Source organism: Streptomyces sp. NPDC052114, assembly GCF_040680155.1.
Taxonomy (GTDB): domain Bacteria; phylum Actinomycetota; class Actinomycetes; order Streptomycetales; family Streptomycetaceae; genus Streptomyces.
Genome location: NZ_JBFAWC010000001.1, coordinates 422,477 through 440,172, shown reverse-complemented (window position 1 = coordinate 440,172; position 17,696 = coordinate 422,477). Strand labels below are relative to the sequence as shown.

General features: G+C 73.0%; 11 protein-coding genes. 5 read left to right on the top strand and 6 right to left on the bottom strand.

From position 1 onward, the window contains the following. The first annotated feature begins 79 nt into the window (after positions 1-79). Genes AB0L89_RS01760 through AB0L89_RS01740 form a run of 5 tightly spaced genes read left to right on the top strand, consistent with a single transcriptional unit; the run spans position 80 to position 6,731 of the window. Positions 80-1,729 (top strand): ABC transporter substrate-binding protein, encoded by a 1,650-nt coding sequence (locus AB0L89_RS01760; protein ID WP_365133929.1) that lies wholly within the window; start codon positions 80-82, stop codon positions 1,727-1,729. 28 nt (positions 1,730-1,757) lie between these two features. Beyond that, the gene (locus AB0L89_RS01755) at positions 1,758-2,720 is read left to right on the top strand and encodes an ABC transporter permease (RefSeq protein WP_365132595.1); all 963 of its coding nucleotides are present in this window, start codon (positions 1,758-1,760) and stop codon (positions 2,718-2,720) included. Beyond that, a complete protein-coding gene (locus AB0L89_RS01750) occupies positions 2,717-4,762 on the top strand; it encodes a dipeptide/oligopeptide/nickel ABC transporter permease/ATP-binding protein (protein WP_365132592.1) in 2,046 nt (681 codons plus the stop codon). The genes AB0L89_RS01755 and AB0L89_RS01750 overlap by 4 nt, the downstream gene beginning before the upstream one ends. Further along, positions 4,759-5,799 (top strand): oligopeptide/dipeptide ABC transporter ATP-binding protein, encoded by a 1,041-nt coding sequence (locus AB0L89_RS01745; protein ID WP_365132589.1) that lies wholly within the window; start codon positions 4,759-4,761, stop codon positions 5,797-5,799. Before AB0L89_RS01750 ends, AB0L89_RS01745 begins: the two co-directional genes overlap by 4 nt. Continuing rightward, entirely contained in the window at positions 5,796-6,731 is a 936-nt protein-coding gene (locus tag AB0L89_RS01740; protein ID WP_365132587.1) for a dihydrodipicolinate synthase family protein, read from the top strand. Before AB0L89_RS01745 ends, AB0L89_RS01740 begins: the two co-directional genes overlap by 4 nt. 18 nt (positions 6,732-6,749) lie before the next feature. Here the strand turns inward: AB0L89_RS01740 and AB0L89_RS01735 are convergent, their stop codons facing one another. The 6 genes from AB0L89_RS01735 to leuA form a co-directional block, all read right to left on the bottom strand. Then, positions 6,750-7,436 carry a response regulator transcription factor gene (locus AB0L89_RS01735; RefSeq protein WP_365132584.1) on the bottom strand — a complete coding sequence of 229 codons (687 nt, stop codon included), beginning with the start codon at positions 7,434-7,436 and terminating at the stop codon, positions 6,750-6,752. After that, positions 7,433-8,617, bottom strand: coding sequence for a histidine kinase (locus AB0L89_RS01730; RefSeq protein WP_365133926.1), 1,185 nt, complete (start codon positions 8,615-8,617; stop codon positions 7,433-7,435). The genes AB0L89_RS01735 and AB0L89_RS01730 overlap by 4 nt, the downstream gene beginning before the upstream one ends. Before the next feature lie 119 nt (positions 8,618-8,736). Next, positions 8,737-10,833 carry an MMPL family transporter gene (locus AB0L89_RS01725; RefSeq protein ID WP_365132581.1) on the bottom strand — a complete coding sequence of 699 codons (2,097 nt, stop codon included), beginning with the start codon at positions 10,831-10,833 and terminating at the stop codon, positions 8,737-8,739. 120 nt (positions 10,834-10,953) lie between these two features. Beyond that, positions 10,954-14,928: an FxSxx-COOH system tetratricopeptide repeat protein gene (fxsT, locus tag AB0L89_RS01720; RefSeq protein ID WP_365132578.1), complete on the bottom strand. Its 3,975-nt coding sequence runs from the start codon at positions 14,926-14,928 to the stop codon at positions 10,954-10,956. A gap of 67 nt (positions 14,929-14,995) precedes the next feature. Next, positions 14,996-15,727: a TerB family tellurite resistance protein gene (locus AB0L89_RS01715; RefSeq protein WP_365132575.1), complete on the bottom strand. Its 732-nt coding sequence runs from the start codon at positions 15,725-15,727 to the stop codon at positions 14,996-14,998. Positions 15,728-15,898: 171 nt separating this feature from the next. Continuing rightward, complete coding sequence (gene leuA, locus AB0L89_RS01710; RefSeq protein WP_365132572.1) at positions 15,899-17,620, bottom strand: 2-isopropylmalate synthase; 1,722 nt, start codon at positions 17,618-17,620, stop codon at positions 15,899-15,901. Positions 17,621-17,696 lie beyond the last annotated feature (76 nt).

The window sequence follows — 17,696 nt, the reverse complement described above, 5'->3', positions numbered from 1 at the left end:
CCGCTCCTATGGTCGCCACGCCACCCACGACGTAGGACGTGGGACCTCTCAGGGAGGCAAGGGAGACACAGTGAGCGACCTGATCCCCCGGACCGCGACGCGCCACGGCTCACCGCACGCCGGCACACCGGACCGCCGGTCCTTCCTCAAGTACGGCGGCGCGCTCGGCGCGGCCGCCGCCCTCACCACCACGCTCTCCGCCTGCTCGTCGGGGCCCGAGTCCACCAACGAGACCGACGGCGGCGGCAAGGGCGGCGACGCGACGCTCACGGCCGTCATCGGCTATGGGAACGACGGCAGTTGGGACCCCACGCAGACCGCGTCCGCGTTCGCGATGGCCGGCAACGAACACATCTACGAGGGCCTGCTCGGCACGGACCCCCTCACCCGTGAGCCCTACGCCGCGCTCGCCACCGAGGTCCCGTCCGACCTCAAGGCGACCACGTGGAAGTTCGCCCTGCGCCCCGGCGCCACCTGGCACGACGGCAAGCCCGTCACCGCCGACGACGTGGTCTTCGTCTTCGACCGGATCCTGGACCCCACGACGCAGACGCTCGCCAAGGGCTTCTTCGAGAGCTGGCTCAAGGAGGTCAGGAAGGTCGACGCCACCCACGTCGAGCTGATCCTCAAGTTCCCCTTCCCCGACGGCGCGGCGCGGATCTCCCTCGCCAAGATCATGCCGAAGCACGTCTTCTCCCGGCCGGGCGCCTGGGACGACGCGACGAAGGGGAAGACGGTGGGTTCGGGCCCGTACCGGATGACCGCCCACCACCCGAAGTCGAACACCACCTTCGAGGCGTACGGGGACTACAACGGCCCCCGCAAGGCCGCCTTCAAGAAGATGAACTGGCTGACGATCGTGGACGCCGCGCCGCGCGTGGCGAAGATCTCCGGCGGCGACGCGGACGCGGAGATCTCCGACAACATCCCGTACGCCAACATCGAGCAGCTCAAGAAGGACGGCCTGACCGTCGAGGGCGGCGCGGGCATGAACAACCTCTTCCTGCTGTTCAACACCGCGCACAAGCCGTTCGACGACGTACGCGTGCGCCAGGCGCTGCACTACGCCATCGACCGCGACAAGATGATCGAGGCGGCGCTCAAGGGGCATGGCAAGGCGTCCACGTCCTTCCTCAACGAGGCCAACCCCACCTACCGGCCCGCCAAGACGGTCTACGGATACGACCTGGCGAAGGCGAGGAAGCTCCTGAAGGAGGCCGGGGTCGACAGCCTGAGGATCAACCTCATGGCCGTGAACGTGAGCTGGATCGTGGACTGTCTGCCCACCATCCAGGACGGCTGGAAGAAGCTCGGCGTCGAGGTCACCCTGGACCCGCAGGAGACCACCGCCGTCTTCACCAAGCTGGACCAGAAGAAGGACTTCCAGATCGTCGCCGCCGCCTCGAACCCCAACCAGTTCGGGCTCGACGCCGACCTGATCATGCACTACAACTACGGCCCCGAGAACATCTGGATGGGCTACGCCCGCTGGGCGGACGACCCCGTCGCCAAGAAGCTCTTCAAGGACATGGACCAGGCCACGCGCGAGTCCGACGCGGGCAGGAAGAAGGCCATGATCCAGGACTACGTCGACACCGTGGCCGAACAGGCCGTGCTCTACCCGGTCGTCCACAACGAGCTGATGACCGCCTGGGACCCCGAGAAGATCACCGGCATCAAGGCCCAGCCCTACCCGGGCATCAATCTCCTCCAGGCCAAGTGGGCCTGAGGCACGGCCAGTTCAGGAGTCGCCCGCCGTGACCGAAGTCCTCAGAATCCTGGCCCGCCGCGTCGCCCTGCTCGTCCCGCTGCTGCTCGGCATCGTGCTCTTCGTCTTCGTCGTGATGCGGTTCTCGGACGTCGACCCGGCCTCCGCGTTCTTCCAGGGCGCCAACCCGACCCCCGAGCAACTGCACGCGTTCCGCGAGGAGAACGGCCTCCTGGACCCGCTGCCCGTCCGCTACATCGCCTTTGTAGGGGACCTGCTCCAGGGCGACATGGGCATCAGCGTCCTCAACCGCTCCCCCGTCCTCGACCAGGTCGCCACCGCCCTGCCGCTCACCATGCAGCTGACCTTCCTGGGGCTCGGGATCGCCGTGGTGCTCTCCCTCGTCCTCGGCGTGACCGCCGCGATCCACCGCGACCGGCTGCCGGACCAGATCATCCGCGTCGTCTCCCTGACCGGGGTCGCGGCGCCCGGCTTCTGGCTGGCGCTGCTGATGATCCAGTACCTCGCGGTGGAGCTCGGCTGGTTCCCGACCGGCGGCTACATCAACCCCGGCGACTCCTTCACCGGCTGGCTCAGGACGATGACGCTGCCCGCCTTCGCGCTCTCCCTGCCGGTGGCGGCCGGGCTGACCCGCATCATCCGCACGGCCGTGGTCGAGGAGCTCGACAAGGACTACGTCCGCACGGCCGTCGGCAGCGGACTGCCGCCGGTCGTGGTCGTCGGCCGCAACGTCCTGCGCAACGCCCTCATCAACCCGCTCACCGTGCTCGGTCTGCGCGTCGGCTATCTGCTCGGCGGCGCCGTCGTCATCGAGACGATCTTCTCGCTGCCGGGGATGGGCAAGCTGATGATCGACGCCGTGAAGAACGGCGACCCGGCCGTCGTGCAGGGCGTCGTCATCACCACCGCCGTGGGCTTCGTGGTCGTGAACCTCGTCATCGACATCCTGTATCTGCTGGTCAACCCGCGGCTGAGGGGGGCGGGCCGATGATCGCCCCGCGCAAGGAGCTCACCGAGCGGCTCGCGGTCCCCGGCATCCGGCTCCGCTCGCTGCGCAAGCTCCCCGTCCTGTCGCGCGTCGCGGTGGGCCTGCTCACCGTCGTCGTCCTGATGGCGCTCCTCGCCCCGCTGATCGCCCCGCACGACCCGCTCGACCAGCAGCCCCAGGCGGGCGGCACCGGCGCCCCCTCCGCCGACCACTGGATGGGCCAGGACAGCCTGGGCCGCGACATCCTCAGCCGGCTGATGTACGGGGCGCGCTGGTCGCTGGCCATCGGGCTCGGCGCCACCCTGCTCGCCCTGCTGGTCGGCGCGGTGCTCGGGGCCGTCGCGGCGACCTCCCGCAAGGCCGTCGACGAGACGCTGATGCGCTGCCTCGACATCGTGATGGCGTTCCCCGGGATCGCGCTGGCCGCCGTGCTCGTCGCGGTCTTCGGCGGCGGCATCCTCGTCCTCATCTGCGCCATCGCGTTCCTGTTCACCCCGCCGATCGCCCGCGTGGTGCGCGCCAACGTCCTCGACCAGTACGGCGAGGACTACGTGGTCGCCGAGCACGTCGTCGGCGCGCGCACCCCACACATCCTGATCCGGCACGTCGCCGTCAACTGCGCGGCGCCCATCCTCGTCTTCTGCACCGTGCAGGTCGCCGAGGCCATCGTCTTCGAGGCCTCGCTCTCCTTCATCGGCGCCGGGGTGCGCCCGCCCGACCCGTCCTGGGGCAGCGTCATCGCCGACGGAAAGAACATGGTCCTGATCGGCGGCTGGTGGGCGACGGTCTTCCCCGGGCTCCTGATGCTGTTCACCGTCCTCGCCCTGAACATCCTCTCCGAGGGCGTGTCCGACGCGTGGGCCGCGCCCTCCGGGCGGGACGTCGCGGGCGCCGCCCGCACCCAGGACCGCGTCGAGGCCCCCGAGCCCGGCAGCGGCACGGTCCTTGAGCTGCCGGGCCTGACCGAGGCGGCCGGGCGGCTGCGCTCCCGGGCCCGCCCCCTGCCGTCCGGCGAACCGGTCCTCAGGGTCGAGCACCTGGCCGTCTCCTTCCCGCAGCGGCACGGCGGCGTGGACATCGTCGACGGCATCAGCTTCGACGTGCGCCCCGGCGAAGTCCTCGGCCTGGTCGGCGAGTCGGGCTGCGGCAAGTCGCTGACCGCTCTGACGGTGATGGGCCTGGAGCCGGCCGGGGCCCGCGTGCGCGGCAGCGTCACCTTCGCCGGACGGGAGCTGACCGGCCTGCCCCTGCGGGCCCGGCGCAGGCTCCTCGGCCACGACATGGCGATGATCTACCAGGACGCCCTGTCGTCCCTGAACCCGGCGATGACCGTGCGCTCCCAGCTCAAACAGGTCGTCCGCAGGGGCGGCCGCCGCACCCCGGCCGAGCTCCTCGGCCTCGTGGGCCTGGACCCCGAGCGCACCCTGCGCAGCTACCCGCACGAACTCTCCGGCGGCCAGCGCCAGCGCGTCCTGATCGCCATGGCCCTCTCCCGCGACCCGAAGCTGATCGTCGCCGACGAGCCGACCACCGCGCTCGACGTGACCGTCCAGGCGCAGATCATCCAGCTGCTGCTCCGGCTGCGCGAGGAGCTGGGCTTCGCGCTGGTCCTCGTCTCGCACGACCTGGCCCTGGTCGCCGACGTCACCGACCGGGTGGTGGTGATGTACGGCGGACAGATCGTCGAGACGGGCGTCACCGCCGACCTCGTGGAGGCACCGACGCACCACTACACGCGCGGACTGCTCGGCTCGGTGCTCTCGCTGGAGTCGGCGGCGCGCCGCCTCACCCAGATCAAGGGCGTCGTCCCGTCTCCGGCCGACTTCCCGAAGGGCTGCCGGTTCGCCGACCGCTGCCCGCTGGCGAGCGAGGTGTGCCGTCACGAGACGCCCGCGCTCGTGGGCGGCACGGCCCACGCGACGGCGTGCCATCACCCGGCGCCCCGCAGAGGCACGGGGAACGGCGCGACCGGCCACGACGGGCCCCCACACACGACCGCTCTCCCCACGGCGCGCCGCCCCACGACAGAGGGAAGGCCGAAATGACGACGGCCATCGCAGAGTTGAAGGACGTGCACGTCGTGCACACGGCCCGCACCGGCGGCCTGTTCGCACGGGACAAGGTCTACGCCCTGACGGGCGCCGGCCTGTCCATCGCCCCGGGAGAGACCGTCGGCGTGGTCGGCGAATCCGGCTGCGGCAAGTCGACGCTCGCGAAGGTCCTCGTGGGCATCCAGCGCCCCACGGCGGGCACGGTGTCGTTCCAGGGCCGGGACCTGTGGACCATGGCACCGGACACGCGCCGCACGGCACTCGGCACCCGCACCGGCATGATCTTCCAGGACCCCTCGACCGCCCTGAACCGCAGGCTGTCGATCCGGCAGATCCTGCGCGACCCCCTCGACGTCCACAAGCGGGGCAGCGCCCGCGAACGGGACGAACGAGTACGGGAGTTGATGGCCCTCGTCGGCCTGCCGAAGGTCCTCGCGGACGGGCTGCCGGGGCAGCTCTCCGGCGGGCAGCGCCAGCGCGTCGCCATCGCCCGCGCGCTGGCACTGGAACCGGACCTGGTGGTCGCCGACGAGCCGACGAGCGCCCTCGACGTGTCGGTGCGCGCCCAGATCCTCAACCTGCTCCTGGACCTGAAGGAACGCCTGGGTCTCGCCCTGGTGTTCGTGTCGCACGACATCCAGACCGTACGCAGGATGAGCGACCGCGTCGTGACCATGTACCTCGGACGGATCGTCGAGGAGTCGCCGGCCGAGGAGATCCTCGGCCGCGCCCGGCACCCGTACACGCGCGCCCTCTTCTCCGCCACACCCGGGCTGCTCGACCCCATCGACCCCATCCCACTGGCCGGCCCGGTGCCGTCGGCCACCCGGCCGCCGAGCGGCTGCCCGTTCCGCACCCGCTGCTGGAAGGCGGACGACGTGTGCGCCGGAGCCATGCCGGAGGCGCGATCGGCGGGCGCGGGGCACCGGTTCCGCTGTTTCCACCCCGTCGATGAGGGACAGTCGACCCACGAGTTGGTCACCCAGGCCGCCGCCACGGCCCCTGCCACCACCCCCAGGGAGCAACCATGACTCTTCCCGCCCCGCTCACCGGTGTCGTCCCGCCCGTCTGCACCCCCCTGACACCGGACCGCGAGGTGGACACCGCCTCCCTCACCCGGCTCGTCGACCACCTCGTCGAGGGCGGCGTCGACGGCCTGTTCGTGCTCGGCTCGACGTCGGAGGTCGCGTACCTGACGGACCGGCAGCGCGCGCTGGTCCTCGACACGGTCACCCGGCACGTGGGCGGCCAACTGCCGGTCCTGGCGGGCGCGATCGACATGACGACCCCCCGCGTCCTGGACCACGCGCGGGCCCTGGCCGGGGCGGGCGCGGACGCGGTCGTGGTCACCGCGCCCTTCTACACGCGGACCCACCCGGCGGAGGTCGCCCGCCACTTCCGCCTGGTCGCGCGCGGCTGTCCGGTGCCGGTGTTCGCGTACGACCTGCCGGTGTCCGTGCACACCAAGCTGGGCGCGGACCTGGTCGTCGCACTGGCCGCGGAAGGCGTGCTCGCGGGCCTGAAGGACTCCAGCGGCGACGAGGGCGGCTTCCGCAACGTCGTCCTCGGCAAGCGGTCGGGGCCGGGGCTCGCCGGGTTCAGCGTCCTGACGGGGTCCGAGGTGACGGTCGACTCGGCGCTCGCGATGGGCGCGGACGGCGTCGTCCCGGGCCTCGGGAACGTGGACCCCGCCGGATACGTACGGCTGTACCGGGCCTGCCACGAGGGCGACTGGGCGCGGGCGCGGGCCGAACAGGAGCGGCTGTGCGGCCTGTTCGGCATGGTCACGGCCGGCGACCCGGCCCGCATGGGCGGCAGCTCGGCCGCCCTGGGCGCCTTCAAGGCGGCCCTGTACCTGCGCGGCGTGATCACCTGCCCGGCCACGGCGGACCCGCAGATCCCGCTGTCCCCGGAGGAGACGAAGAGGGTGGGCAAGCACCTGGCGGCGGCGGGGCTGCTGTAGGCGCCGGGGCGGCCGCCCTCAGGACGGCGTCACCGAACCCGGTGACACCAGGCCCGACTCGTAGGCCATGATGACCAGTTGGGCGCGGTCCCGGGCGCCCAGCTTGCCCATGATGCGGCTGACGTGGGTCTTGGAGGTCAGGGGGCTCAGGCCCAGGGTCTCGGCGATCTCCGTGTTGTTCAGGCCGCGCGCGACCAGGCGCAGGACCTGCCGCTCCCGCTCCGAGAGGCCGTCGGGCCCGCCCTGCCCGGCGGTCACCGTCAGGTCGGGGACCGGGGTCCGCAGGACCCGGGCGATCAGGCGGGCCGTGGGGCCCGGCGACAGGAGGGACTCGCCGGCGGCCACCGTGCGGATGGCGTCGAGGAGTTCGGCGGGCCTGGTGTCCTTGACCAGGAAGCCGGAGGCACCGGCCCGCAGCGCCTCGACGACGTGCTCGTCCGTGTCGTACGTCGTCAGCATCAGGACCTTCACGCCCGCCAGGTCCTCGTCGGCGGCGAGCAGCCGGGTCGCCTCGATGCCGTCGAGGTCGGGCATGCGGATGTCCATGACGATCAGGTCGGCGCGCGCGGAGCGGGCCAGCTCGACCGCCGAGCGGCCCGTCCCCGCCTGTCCGACGACCTCCATGTCGGGCGCCGAGTCGATGAGCATGGCGAACGCGGCGCGCACCAGCGTCTGGTCGTCGGCGAGCAGGACGCGGACGGTCATGTCAGTCCTCCCAGGGACACGGGTGCCAGGGGCAGCACCGCGGACACCATGAAACCGCCCTCGGGCCGCGGCCCCGCCTCCAGGGTCCCGCCGACCGTACGGGCCCGCTCCCGCATCCCGACGAGCCCGTAGCCCGGCGCGTGGGCGGGCGCCCCGTCGCCGGTCCCGTCGTCCGTGACGCGCACGCGCAGCGCCGCGTCCTCGGTACGCACCGCCACCCGCACGGTCAGGCCGGGTCCCGCGTGCCGCACGGCGTTGGTGAGCGCCTCCTGCACGATGCGGTAGGCCGCGACGCCCACGGCGGGCGGCGCCTCGCACGCCGTCACGTCCAGCTCGACGCGGGCGCCCGCGGTGCGGGCCGCGGCGGCGAGGTCCGGCAGCCCGTCGAGGCCGGGCAGCGGTCCCCTGGCCTCCTCCTCGGTGCCGGACCGCAACACCTCCAGGGTGGCGCGGAGTTCACCGCGGGCGGTGCGGCAGGTCTCGGCGACGTCGTCGAGGGCCCTGGCGACGGCCGCGCGGTCGAGCCGGTCCGGGTCGGCGGCCAGCACGTGCGCGGCGACGGACGTCTGCACGCCCACCAGCGTGATGCTGTGCGCGAGCAGGTCGTGCAGGTCGCGGGCGACCCGCAGGCGCTCCTCGGCGACCCGGCGGCGCGCCTCCTCCTCACGGGTGCGCTCGGCGCGCTCGGCCCGTTCGACGACGGAGGCGACGTACTGCCGGTGGATGCGGACGTACACGCCGAGCAGCAGGAAGGCGACGATCCAGCCGGAGATGCGCAGCGACTCCGCGCCCTCGGCCAGGCCCTCGCTGAACTTGACGCCCAGCATGATGCCGAGGACCGCCGCGCCGACGAGGAGGGCGTTGCGGGGCCGGGTCCGGGAGGCCACGGTGAACAGCGAGGCCATCGACACCGCCATGGGCGCGGTGTGGTTGTTGTCCAGGGAGTGGTAGGTCAGCAGGATCACCATCATCACGACCATGACCCGCATCGGGGCGCGCCGCCGCCACACGATGACGACGTGCGCGACGAGCAGCAGCGCCCAGCCGAACAGGTCGGGCGGGGCGCCGTTGTCCCGCACGACCCGCACGATCACGACGGCGCTGGCCGCCATGGCGAGGGCGAACAGCGCGTCGGTGCGCAGCCGTTCACCCGGCGCGGCCGGTCCGAGGACGCGCTCGATGAGGTTGCGGCGGGCGGCGCCGCTCGCCGCGCCCGGACGTATGACGGGTGAGTCCACCGGACCATCTTCGGGTACGCGGGCGCCCCTCCGGGAGAGGAGGGGCGCCCGGCGGGAGCGGCTCAAGGCGAGGGCACCCGGACGGGTTCGGCCTCGGGGGCGGCGGGCGCCGCGGGCCGGGGCCGGGAGAGCGGCCCCGGCCACCACACCTTCCTGCCGAGCGCCACGCTCGCGCTCGTCACCAGATACGTACGCACCAGGAACGTGTCGAGCAGCACGCCGACCGCGATGACGAAGCCCAGTTCGACGAGCTGGACCAGCGGCATGTTGGTCAGGACGGCGAACGTCGCGGCGAGCACGAGCCCGGCCGAGGCGATGACGCCGCCGGTGGTGCGCAGTGCGGTGAGCGCGGCCGTCCCCGGTTCGGCCCCGTTCACGCACTCCTCCCGCATCCGGTGCATCAGGAAGATCCCGTAGTCCACGCCGAGCGCGACGAGGAAGACGAAGGACAGCAGCCCGAGCCCCGGATCGGTGCCCTCGAAGCCGAAGAGCGGTTCGAGGACGAGCCCGGCGATGCCGAGCGAGGCGCCCCACACCGCGACGACCGCGGCGAGCAGCAGCAGTGGCGCGACCAGGCTGCGCAGCAGGGCGACGAGGATCAGCAGGACGGCGCCGAGGACGAGCGGCACGACGATGTTCCGGTCCCGGGCGTTGGTGTCCTTCAGGTCGAGTTGCTGGGCGCTGGACCCGCCGACGTAGGAGCCGTCGAGCCGGTCCCGCAGCGCCTCGATCGTCGCGGTCTCCCCCGCCGACTCGGGCGGGGCGGCGGCGAGCACGGAGATCTCGGTCCAGCCCTTGGCGGTACGTCCCCGCTGGGCGCTCTCGACGCCCCGGGTGTCGCGGATCTCGCCGAGGGAGGCACCGGCCCGGTCGGCCGGGGTCATGACGGTGATCGGCTGGGTGCCCTGCTCGGGGTAGGCGGCGGCGAGGGTCTCCATCGCCGACACCGACTCGGGTGTTTTGGTGAAGGAGTCCTCCTGCTTGAGGGAGCCCGGCAGGTTCAGCGCCCCGAGCGCGAGGGCGCCCAGGAGCACGGCCCCGCTCGCGAGCACGGCCAGCGGCCTGCGCCCGGCCGAGGCGCCCATCGCGGCGAAGAGGCCGCGCCGCTGCTTGGGCGTGCTGCCGAAGGCGGGCACGAGCGGCCAGAACACGCGCCGCCCGAGCAGCACGAGGACGGCGGGCAGCAGCGTCAGCATCGCCGCGAGCGCGCACAGCACACCGACCATGCCGAGCGGCCCCATGCCCCGGCTGCTGTTGAGGTCGGCGGCGAGCAGGCAGAGCAGCCCGGCGGCGACGGTCCCGGAGGAGGCGAGCACGGCGGGCCCGCAGCCGCGCAGGGCGGCGACCATGGCGTCGTAGGGCCGCTCGATCCTGCGCAGTTCCTCGCGGTAGCGGGAGACGAGCAGCAGCGCGTAGTCCGTGCCCGCGCCGAACACGAGGATGGTCATGATGCCCGAGCTCTGTCCGGTGACGGACGTCCCGAACGCCTGGTTGAGTCCGTACGCGACGCCCATCGCGAGGTAGTCCGCGACGCCCGCGACGGCGAGCGGCACGAGCCAGAGGAAGGGGCTGCGGTAGATGAGCACGAGCAACAGCGCGACGACGGCGGCCGTGGTGTAGAGCAGCGGCCCGCCCAGCGAGTTGTAGACCTCCGCGGCGTCGGTGTCGAGCGCCCCGGCCCCGCCGACGTCGACGCTCAGCCCGCCGCCGCCCTCGGCGGCCTCGCGCACGTCCGCCACGAGGGCGTCGCGCTTGTCCTCGTCCTGCCCGGGCTCGGTGGAGGCGACGGGGTAGATGAGGGTGGTGCCGTCCTTCGAGGGCACGCCCTTCGGATCTGCCACGAGCCGATGAGCCCCCGCGATCTCGTCCACCTGCTCACCGGCGGTCCTCCGGTCGGCGGCGGTGAGCCCGCCGTCCCGGTGGTAGACGAGCACCAGCTCGGTGGCCTCGCCGCCCGGCAACTGGTCCTGGATCTTCGCGACTTCGGTCGACCCCGCGCTCGCCGGCAGATAGTCGACGGGCCGGTCCTTCTGCACGTCGGCGAGTTTCGCCGCGAACGGCGCGGCCAGCGCGATGACGACGATCCACAGCCCGAGCAGCCCCCAGGGCACGGCACGCCTTCGCCCTCGTGGCGCGGCAGCGGTCGGTGTGGCCCCCATGACGGGCCTCCTTCGGCAGGGATGACATGGTCTGCGTCAACCCTTCCGGGCACGGAGGGCGAATCCGTCGGGCTCGGGGGCGAGTTGGGGGGTACGGCGCGGGGAGGCCGAGGGCGGCGATTACACCCGGCGGAGTATCCGCAGGGCCTCCCGGGCGCGGTGCCAGTGGCCGGTGGCGAGGCAGAGCAGGAGGTAACGGCGGCCGATGGACCGGAGCTGGTGGGCGTGGGGGCCGAAGATCCCCTCGGTGTCCCGGAGCAGCCTGTCGAAGTGGGCGACCGAGCGGTGCGGGCGCAGGGCCCAGAGCAGGGCGTAGGCGTGGTGGGCGCGGGCCTGCACGGCCCAGACGTGGTCGGGCCCGTGCAGTCGCTCGCGGTCGGCGGCCAGGGCCGCGAACTCCGTCACGGCGGCACGGACCCGGCCGGTGCGGCGGGCGAGGTGCGCGGCCCCGGCGCGGGCGTCGAGGGTCCACGGGTGATCGGCGCCGTACAGCCGCGCGTAGTCGGCGGCCAGTTCGCGCATCGCGGTCAGGGCCCGGCGCCAGCGGCCGGAGTAGCGCAGGGCACTGGCCGCCCACCAGTCCCGCTGGGCGAGGGTCCAGGGGTGGTCGGGGCCGAACTCCTCGGTGAGGTCGGTCAGCAGACGCCGCTGGACGGCCACGTTCCGCCACACCAGGCCCACGGAAACATAGGCGGATCCGAGTCTTCGCCGGGCGACGACCGTGTCGTCGCCCAACGGCCCCGAGCGGCGTTCGGTCTCCGCGAGCACCTGCTTGCGGATGCCCAGCACCTTGATCCGGCGCTGGCACCGTCGCAGGGGGTACGCCGATCTGCGGAGCGCGCCGACGGTGTACGGGTGGCGGGGGCCGAGAAGCCCGCGGTAGTCCGTGTACAACTCCCCTGTCAGCTTCCTGACCTGCCGCCACCGCCCCGTCCAGGTGAGCGCCATCGCGTACTCCATGCGGACGGCGAGGGTCGCCGGGTGGTGCTCCCCGAACACCCGGGTGTTCTCTGCGAGCGACTCCTCGAACAGCTCCACCCGTTTGTGGTGGTGGCCCGCCGCCCCGTAGGCACGGGCCAGCCGGCGCCGGGCCATGAGCGTGTCGCGATGGTCGACGCCGCGCAGCCGGACCAGGTCGTGCAGCACCGCCACGCGTAATGCGACGGCCTCCTCGTACCGCCCGCACCAGCCGTAGGCGACGGCCGTGGCACCGCGCGCCCAGACGGTGTCGATGTGGTCGTCGCCGTACAGCCGGGCGAGTTGCGCGACGTTCTCCTCCCGCAGCGCGCAGGCCTCGTCCGCCCCGCCCAGGGCGTTCAGGGCCGACGCGAGGTCCGCGCGGGCCCGCAGGGCCTGCGGGTGACGGGCGCCGAGCGCCGCCGTGATGTCCCGCAGCGCGTGGCGCAGCCGCGTGGCGGCCTCGTCGATGCGCCCCTCCTCCTGGAGCAGCGTGGCGAGGTCGAGCCGGAGCCCGAGGGCCCGGGGATGGGCCGTGCCGTAGACGCGCTCCGTGTCGGCGAGCACCTCGCGTGCGACGGTGATCGCCTCCGCCGTGCGCCCCGCGTCGAAACAGGTCCTGATGTACTGGGACCGCGCGTTCAGCGTGTCCGGGTGCTCGGGACCCAACGTGCGGGTGTAGTCGGCCAGTACGTCACGGAAGGTCGCGTCGGCCGCGCTCTCCCGCAGGCCCTTGCCCAGGGCCCGCGCGAGGTTGACCCGCGCGGAGAGCGTGCCCCGGTGGTCCGGGCCGTGCAGGGCGGTCAGGTCGGCCACCACCTTGCGGTGCAGCTCGATGGACTCCTCGTCCCGGTCCAGCCGCATCAAGCACAGTGCGAGGGTGTCCCGCACGTCCGCCGTCTCCTCCGACCCGTCGCCGAAGACCCGCACGGCGTCGGCGGCGGCCCGCCGGGCCACCGTCAGCGCCTCGTCGTACCGGCCCGCGGAGAGACAGTTCAGCGCGAGGTCGTTCCTGGCGAGGACCACCTCCGGGGCGTCCTCGCCCACCTCCCGCACGCGCTCCGCGAGGAACTGCCGCAGCAGCGCGGCGCCTTCCCCGGCCAGGCCCGCCGACTCGTAGGTGCCCGCGAGCGTCCGCCAGGACGACAGCTCCGAGGCGCCGTCCGGCTCGGCGCCCGGTCCGGGCCCGGTACGGACGCCGTCCGTGAGCCCGGCGCGCATGCGTTCCGACAGGGCGACGGCCTCCGAAAGACGGCCTGCCGCCGCGTAGGCCCGCACCAGGCGGCCCCGGGCGGTCAGCGTGTCGGCGTGCTCGGTGCCGAACATGCGCTCGGCGTCCCGCACCGTGTCCTCGTACAAGGACACCGACGCGTCGAAGCGGCCCGCCAGTTGATACGTGGCGGCCAGCTCGGCGCGGGCGAAGTAGACGCGCTCCTCGACGACGTCCGGGGCACGCTCCACCAGCGCCAGGCGCCTTCGGCGGACCGCGAGGGCGTCGTCCATGCGCCCCGCCTGTACGCAGATCTGCCCGAGCGACCACAGCGCGTCCCGCAGCATCTCGTCCGGCACGTCCGCCGCCGCGTCGCACGCCTCCACGATCTCCCCGGCCACGGCGAGCGCCCGCGTCAGGTCCCCCACCTCGGCGAGGTGGTCGTTCGCCGCCCAGCTCCGCAGCTCCAGGAGCGGCTCCATGGCCCGTACGCCCCGCTCCGCCAGCTCCGGCCGCAGCGCGTCCCACAACGCCTCGACCTGGACCGCGAGCCGACGCCCGCGCTCGCGCAGCCGCCACGCGTCCTCGGCGGGCACGAGCAGCACGTCCAGATGGCGCACGACCGGATCCACCGCCGCGTCCAGCGTGCCCTCCCGCCGGGCCCGCTCCCGCAGGACGCGCTGCACGAGCCGGTGCACGCCGACCGCGTCGTCGCCGACGCGCGTGATGAGCGAGGCCTCGACGAGCGCGCCGAGGGCGTCCTCGGCCGCCGGGGCGTCATGGGTGCCGGCCAGCTCCACCACGCCGTGCAGCAGTGCGTGGGAGACGCCGTCCGGCGAGAGCACGGACAGCACGTCGAGCAGCAGCCGCACGAGCCGGCCCCCGCCACCGGGCCGCCCCTCCACCTCCTCCACCGCCAGCAGGACCGCCTCGGCCGCCCGGTGCGGATACCGGTCTCCCGGCACCCTGGCCAGCACCTCGTGCACGGGGTAGGCCCGCAGCCGCTCCAGGTAGGCCCGGTAGCCGCCGCCCCGCCCCCGGATGACCTCGGCGGCCTGCGCGAGCGCCAGCGGCAGGCAGCCCAGTTCCGCCGCGAGTTCGGCCGCGCCGTCGTCCTGCCCGCACCCGGACCGTTTGCCCAGGAAGTCCAGCGCCTCCTGCCGGGTGAAGACGTCGACGTCGACCTGCGCGCCCGCGATGTTCCCGAAGGACCGCACCGTCGTCGTCACCACGACCTGCGCGCGCCCCGCCGTCGGCAGCCAGGCGGCGACCTCGTCCGGGTCGGTCGCGTTGTCGACGACGATCAGGCACGGCAGGTCGGGGTGGGCGCCGAACCAGCCGAGCGCGGCCCGCGCCGCCGCCTCCACGTCGTCGCCGGGGGCCCGCACGCCGAGGCGGTCGGCGAGTTCGGCGAGGCCGGCGGCGAGCCGGCCGCCGTTCTCGGCGGTGAGCCAGGCGACGACGGGCCAGCCCTCCACGGCACGACGGCGCGCATAGGCCGCGGCGAGCTGCGTCTTGCCCACGCCGCGCGCCCCGGTGACGGCGTGCACGACGGTGAGTCCCGGTTCCCCCGCGGCCTGCTCCAGGGTGGCGAGGAGGTCCGTGCGCAGCTGGAAGCCCCGGGGCTCCAAGGGGAGTTCCCCCATGCGGACCAGCACCCGCGCGGGCTCGTCGCGGGCCGGGTCGGGGCCGGGCCCGGCAGGGACGGGCGGTGGCTGCGTCCGTGCGGTGGCCCGGCTCACCCACGCCGCGCCCGCCGTCCCGCCGATCGTCGCGACGACGGTCGCCGCGGCGACCCCGACGGCGATGCGGCCCTCCTCGGCCGAGGGCATCAGCGGTACCCGTACCGCGTAGAAGAGGATGAACACCCCGGCGAACGCGAGGGTGTTCAGGGCGATCACCGTCGCCCAGCGGACTCCGTCCCTCATGTCGGCGGATTGTCCCGGACCACGCCCCGCGCGGGACCCCGCGCGCGGAACTCCTCCCACGGAGCCGTCAGGACGGGGTCCGCGCCGCCACCAGGAGGCGGGCCACCTCGTCCGTGTCGATCGTCAGGGCGCAGCCCGCCGTGGTGAGCACGTCGCGCTCGGCCGGGGTGTAGGGGCCGTCGGCCAGGGCGATGCGGGCGCCCTGGAGGAGGAGGGCCTCGCGGCCCGCGGGGGCGAGGTGCGGGGCCAGGGGGCCGAGCGCCTCGTGGAGTTCGATGGCGAGGCCGGGGCCGCAGTCGGGCTCGGTGACGCGTCCGGCGTCGGTGGCGAGCGCGTCGACGAGGGCGACGAGCCGTTCCTCGGTGCAGTCGTCGTAGCCCGCGCCGCGCAGCGTGGCGACGGCCGTGTCGAGGGTGCTGCGCGCGGTGGTGCCGCCGGTGGAGAGGACCGCGAGGACGACGGTGTGCACGGCGTCGCGGAGCATCGCCGACAGCCGGGTGGTGGTGGGGTGGTCCAGGACGTCGGGGTCGAAGAAGTCCTGACAGGCTGCGCACTGGATGACCGGTCCCGCGGTGCCGCGCGGCACGACGGGCAGGCCGAGCAGCACGAAGCGGCGCCGGCCGGTCAGGCGCTGGTAGTTGCGGTCACCGCCGCAGGCGGGACAGAAGAACTCGCCGTCGCCGACGGCGTCCCAGGCGGTGTGCATGCCGATCACGCGCCTGCACACGGCCCGCCCGCGCGAGACGGGCAGGGCGAGGATGCGGGATTTTCGGCCGTTTCGTCCCCGAGCTGGCAGCATCACGCACCTCCGTAACTCCCCGGCTGCATTGCCGCGTTGGCGTGATGTTAGCCACATCGGTGATGCGGCGTCAGCACCTCGTACAGGAGAGCGAGCGGGACATGGCCGGGAGATGACGCGGCCCCGCCCGCCGAAGCGGCGGACGGGGCCGGAAAAGCACCGGTGGGGGGATCAGCGCGCCGCGCGGTTGACCGCGGAGACGGCGGCCTTCAGCGACGCACGTGTCGTGTTCGCATCGATGCCGACGCCCCACAGCACCTTGTCGCCGATCGCGCACTCGATGTACGAGGCGGCCTGCGCGGACGCGCCCTCGCTCATCGTGTGCTCCTGGTAGTCGAGCAGGCGTACGTCGATGCCGATGCCCTGGAGCGCGTCGAAGAACGCGGAGATCGGACCGTTGCCGGAACCGGTCAGGACGGTGTCCGCGCCGTCCAGCGTGGCCTCGACGGTGAGGGTGTCGACGCCGTCCTTGTCGGTCGTCGTCTGGCCGTTCTTGACCTGAATCCGACCCCAGGGGTTCTCGGGGTTGGGCAGGTACTCGTCGCGGAAGACGCTCCAGATCGCGTCCGGCGTGACCTCGCCGCCCTCGGCGTCGGTCTTCGCCTGGATGATCCGCGAGAACTCGATCTGCATGCGGCGCGGCAGGTCCAGCTTGTGGTCGTTCTGCAGGACGTACGCGATGCCGCCCTTGCCGGACTGCGAGTTGACGCGGATGACGGCCTCGTAGGAGCGGCCGACGTCCTTGGGGTCGATGGGCAGGTACGGCACGGCCCACTCGATGTCGTCGACGGTCTTGCCCTGGCTCGCGGCCCGGGTCTCCATCGCGTCGAAGCCCTTCTTGATGGCGTCCTGGTGGGAGCCGGAGAAGGCGGTGTAGACCAGGTCGCCCGCGTAGGGGTGGCGCGGGTGGATCTCCATCTGGTTGCAGTACTCGGCCGTACGGCGGATCTCGTCGATGTCCGAGAAGTCGATCTGCGGGTCGACGCCCTGGCTGAAGAGGTTCATGCCCAGCGTCACCAGGTCGACGTTGCCGGTGCGCTCGCCCTGGCCGAACAGGCAGCCCTCGACGCGGTCGCCGCCGGCCATGACGGCCAGTTCGGCGGCGGCCACGGCGGTGCCGCGGTCGTTGTGCGGGTGGATGGACAGGCAGACGAACTCGCGCCGGGAGAGGTTGCGGCTCATCCACTCGAAGCGGTCCGCGTGCGTGGACGGCGTCGAGCGCTCCACGGTGGCGGGCAGGTTGAGGATGATCTCGCGGTCGGCGTCGGGCTGCCAGACGTCCATGACGCCCTCGCAGACCTCCAGCGCGAAGTCCAGCTCGGTGTCGGTGAAGATCTCGGGGCTGTACTGGTATCCGAACACCGTCCGGTCGTCCAGCAGCTTGTCCGCGTACTCCATGACCAGGCGCGTGCCGTCGACGGCGATCTGCTTCACGGCGTCGCGCGAGCCGCGGAAGACGACATCGCGCCAGACGGGAGCGGTCGCGTTGTACAGGTGGACCGTCGCGCGCCGGGCGCCCTTCAGCGACTCCACCGTGCGCTCGATGAGCTCCTCGCGCGCCTGGGTCAGGACGGAGATCGTCACGTCCTCCGGGATCGCGTCCTCGTCCTCGATGATCGACCGCACGAAGTCGAAGTCCGTCTGGCCCGACGAGGGGAAGCCGACCTCGATCTCCTTGTAGCCCATGCGGACCAGCAGGTCGAACATGGCGCGCTTGCGAGCCGGGGACATCGGGTCGATCAGCGCCTGGTTGCCGTCGCGCAGGTCGGTGGAGAGCCAGCGGGGCGCGACCGTGATCCGCTGGTCGGGCCAGGTGCGGTCGGGGATGTCGACCTGCTCGTACCGGCCGTACTTGTGGATCGGCAGGGAAGTGGGGCGCTGGAAGTTCGCCATGATGCGTGGGCTCCTCGGGAGGGTGTCCGCTGGATCCTCGGCCAGAGGTTGTCCTCTGTCCCAGGGACGGCCGACG

Excerpts from the sequence above, each read along its gene's own strand:
- AB0L89_RS01750 (WP_365132592.1), top strand. The coding sequence starts at position 2,717 with ATGATCGCCCCGCGCAAGGAGCTCACCGAGCGGCTCGCGGTCCCCGGC.
- AB0L89_RS01745 (WP_365132589.1), top strand. The coding sequence starts at position 4,759 with ATGACGACGGCCATCGCAGAGTTGAAGGACGTGCACGTCGTGCACACG.
- AB0L89_RS01740 (WP_365132587.1), top strand. The coding sequence starts at position 5,796 with ATGACTCTTCCCGCCCCGCTCACCGGTGTCGTCCCGCCCGTCTGCACC.
- AB0L89_RS01735 (WP_365132584.1), bottom strand. The coding sequence starts at position 7,436 with ATGACCGTCCGCGTCCTGCTCGCCGACGACCAGACGCTGGTGCGCGCC.
- AB0L89_RS01725 (WP_365132581.1), bottom strand. The coding sequence starts at position 10,833 with ATGGGGGCCACACCGACCGCTGCCGCGCCACGAGGGCGAAGGCGTGCC.
- fxsT (WP_365132578.1), bottom strand. The coding sequence starts at position 14,928 with ATGAGGGACGGAGTCCGCTGGGCGACGGTGATCGCCCTGAACACCCTC.
- AB0L89_RS01715 (WP_365132575.1), bottom strand. The coding sequence starts at position 15,727 with ATGCTGCCAGCTCGGGGACGAAACGGCCGAAAATCCCGCATCCTCGCC.
- leuA (WP_365132572.1), bottom strand. The coding sequence starts at position 17,620 with ATGGCGAACTTCCAGCGCCCCACTTCCCTGCCGATCCACAAGTACGGC.